The 3,112-nt window shown below is 41.3% G+C and carries 2 protein-coding genes; both read left to right on the forward strand.

What is annotated here, in order from left to right; translation table 11 throughout:
* On the forward strand, nt 1-2,145 hold a 2,145-nt coding region (locus ACIR310F_RS27085; RefSeq protein ID WP_331271327.1), incomplete at its 5' end, for a bluetail domain-containing putative surface protein.
* A gap of 633 nt (nt 2,146-2,778) precedes the next feature.
* On the forward strand, nt 2,779-3,112 hold a 334-nt coding region (locus tag ACIR310F_RS23055), incomplete at its 3' end, for a hypothetical protein (protein ID WP_196803238.1).

Genomic DNA, 3,112 nt, shown 5'->3' on the forward strand with positions numbered 1-3,112 from the left:
TATGACACCATAATTGCCACTGGTAATTTATTGGTCAGCAATGGTGGCATTAACGCTGGGGGAGGTACAGACACCCTGATTGTGGATTATAGCAGTGCCAGTTTTACCTATTTAGGAAACGGTGGTTATGGAGTAACTAACACCTATACCAATAGTTTTGAAGGTTTATGGCATAGATTGTATTATGGGTCTCAGCCATTACTAAACTACAATAACGTAGAAGTGTTTCAAGTAACAGGAACACAATATGCAGATTACCTCAGAGGTTACAGTGGAGATGACACCCTAATCGGGGGTGAAGGAAATGATAATATCGCGGGTGGAGATGGAAGTGATACTATCATACCAGTAAATCCCAATGTCGCCAAACCAGGGTTAGGGACTGTAGATACAGTCACTGGGGGAACAGGAGAGGACACTTTTATTCTGGGCGATGTCACATGGATTGGTTATGATGACTATAATCGTACCACTGCTGGTACAAGTGACTACCTGATCATCAAAGACTTTAATCCCCTGGAAGATATCATTCAGCTTTTGGGTTCCAGTAGTGATTATACGACCACAGTTTCAGGTAATAACATTAACCTCTACATCAATAAGCCTGATAGCGAACCTGATGAACTGATTGCTGTTTTAGAAAATACCCAGGGTTTAATCAACCCATTGCAATTTAACCTCACTGGTAGCTATTTCAAGTATGTCGCTAGTAATACTGTCCTAAACATCACTGGTACATCTAGCATACAAACGGAGGGCAACTCAGATCAGAAGCCATTTGTGTTTACTGTCACTCGGTCAGGAGACACTAGTGGTACAAGCACAGTAGATTGGTTTATTACCCCGTCTGGTAATAACCCCGTTAACTCCACCGATTTTTTTGGTGGAGCAATGCCACCAGGAGAAAGCCTCACCTTTTTACCAGGAGAAACCAGCAAGGAAATAAGAGTGCGGGTCAGAGGAGACAGCACCATTGAATCCAACGAAACTTTTACGGTTTATTTGTCTACTCCCTCCCGAGCTACTATCGGTACTCGCAGTGCCACAGGCATCATTTTAAATGATGATGGTAGTCAACCGACTCTCCCAGTGTTCGGCACTTCTGGTAATGATACTCTCAGTGGTACTATAAATGTTGATTGTCTTATAGGTTTAGCGGGCAACGACACCTATACTGTGAATAATGCGGGTGATGTGGTAGTAGAAAACCCCAGTGAGGGAACTGATTTAGTTAACGCATCTATTTCCTACATTCTGACCGATAACTTTGAAAATCTTACGCTTACGGGAAGTGCTAACCTCAATGGTACAGGCAATAACCTCAACAACAGCCTCACTGGCAACACAGGCAATAATATCCTCACAGGAAATGCTGGTAACGATACTCTTAACGGTGGCGCTGGCATTGATACCTTAATTGGTGGTTTAGGTAATGATATCTATGTCGTAGATAGCACTACTGATACCCTTACTGAAAACTCAGGAGAAGGAACAGATATCATTCAATCTTCTGTTACCTTTGATTTAACGGTTTTCCCCAACATCGAAAATCTGACCTTAACAGGAACAGCTGTTATTAATGGTACTGGGAATGCAGGTAACAATTCATTAACAGGTAATAGTGGCAATAATACCCTCACAGGAAATGCTGGTAACGATACTCTTAACGGTGGTGCTGGTAACGATCTTCTTAACGGTGGTGCTGGTGCAGACACCCTCACAGGTGGAACAGGAAGCGATATCTTGGTTTTCCAATTTGGACAATCCCCAGTATCAGGAGCAGACCGAATTACCGACTTTGCCATTGGCACTGATAAAATTGACCTGTTGACTTCCCTGGGTGTAGCTATGAATGCTCCCACTGCTTTCACTCGCGCTGCTAATAGTACAGACACTACCTTAACAAATGTGGTCAATAGTGTATTTACTGATGCTGATGGAGCGTTAACTGGTAATCAGGCTTTAGGTGTAAATAGTGCAGCTTTAGTCAGTGTCACCACTTCTGGTATTGCGGGGACTTATTTAGTCATTAATGATGGTGTGGCTGGCTTCCAATCTAGTAATGACCTATTGGTGAATATCACAGGATACAGTGGTACATTACCAGCTTTGGGTACTATTGCTGTTAGTAGCTTCTTTATCTAAGTGCCTAAGCTCTCCTTCTGTAATTGGGGAGCTATGCAAGTAAAAAACAGCGGGCGTAGCCATCGTCCGTAAGTTAGGTAATATGGGGTTGGGGTTTTTATTCAATCCCACCTCATGTCTATAAGTTTTTCTTGTCTGTTAATCTGTTAATTTGCAAAAACTCTGTTTTAGTGTTTAGTAATTAAGGACATTACCATGAAAAAGTTCCATAAATTGCTGATAGTTAATAGCTTCATAGTTTCTACATTTGGTTGGAATATTCACAGCACTCCCGTTGCAGCTAGGCCAAATTATAGGCGTATCCTATAAATGGGATTATCAAGTCCTTTGGTAAAATTGAAAAGTCTAAACTGGATATGCAAAAGATGCGTAATGACTCATTCATATATCAGTCGTGCCTTTCTACTCGGCTTTTAGATCCTAGTATTCAGTGTCGGCGACCTAATTATTAGTATCCGATAGCTGGTAGTGTGAGCGATCGCCTCCGGTGGGTATAATGCGATGCCTACGGCGGGCGTAGCGATCGCTATCAAAATTTATCCAGTTATTAAACCTTATTAAACTGGTTTACGCTAGAATCAGCAACAACTATTTTCTGAACAAAAAACTCTAGAAATTAGGAGCAAATCTATCATGGCTAACAACTTCGTCTGGGTTAATGCAACTACCTTAAATGGTACTCTTTGGGATAATGGAACTCTATCATCAGCAACTCCTATTACTCAAATAGGTACATTAACACTTGGTGGTACTTCTTCCAAGTTTCTAAATACTCAACTCAACAATACAGGAACTATCGTCGAAAATGACTATGGTTTGTATTTCAATGACGGTGCTATTCTCAACAATTCTGCTAATTATGAATTGCAATCTGGAGGCATTTATAATTCTAGGTCTAGTGTAGGCACATTTAACAACTCTGGAACTTTCAAGAAAACCACCACAGGAACAGGCACTATTGGAGTTG

Source organism: Dolichospermum circinale AWQC310F, from assembly GCF_000426925.1.
Lineage (GTDB): Bacteria > Cyanobacteriota > Cyanobacteriia > Cyanobacteriales > Nostocaceae > Dolichospermum > Dolichospermum circinale.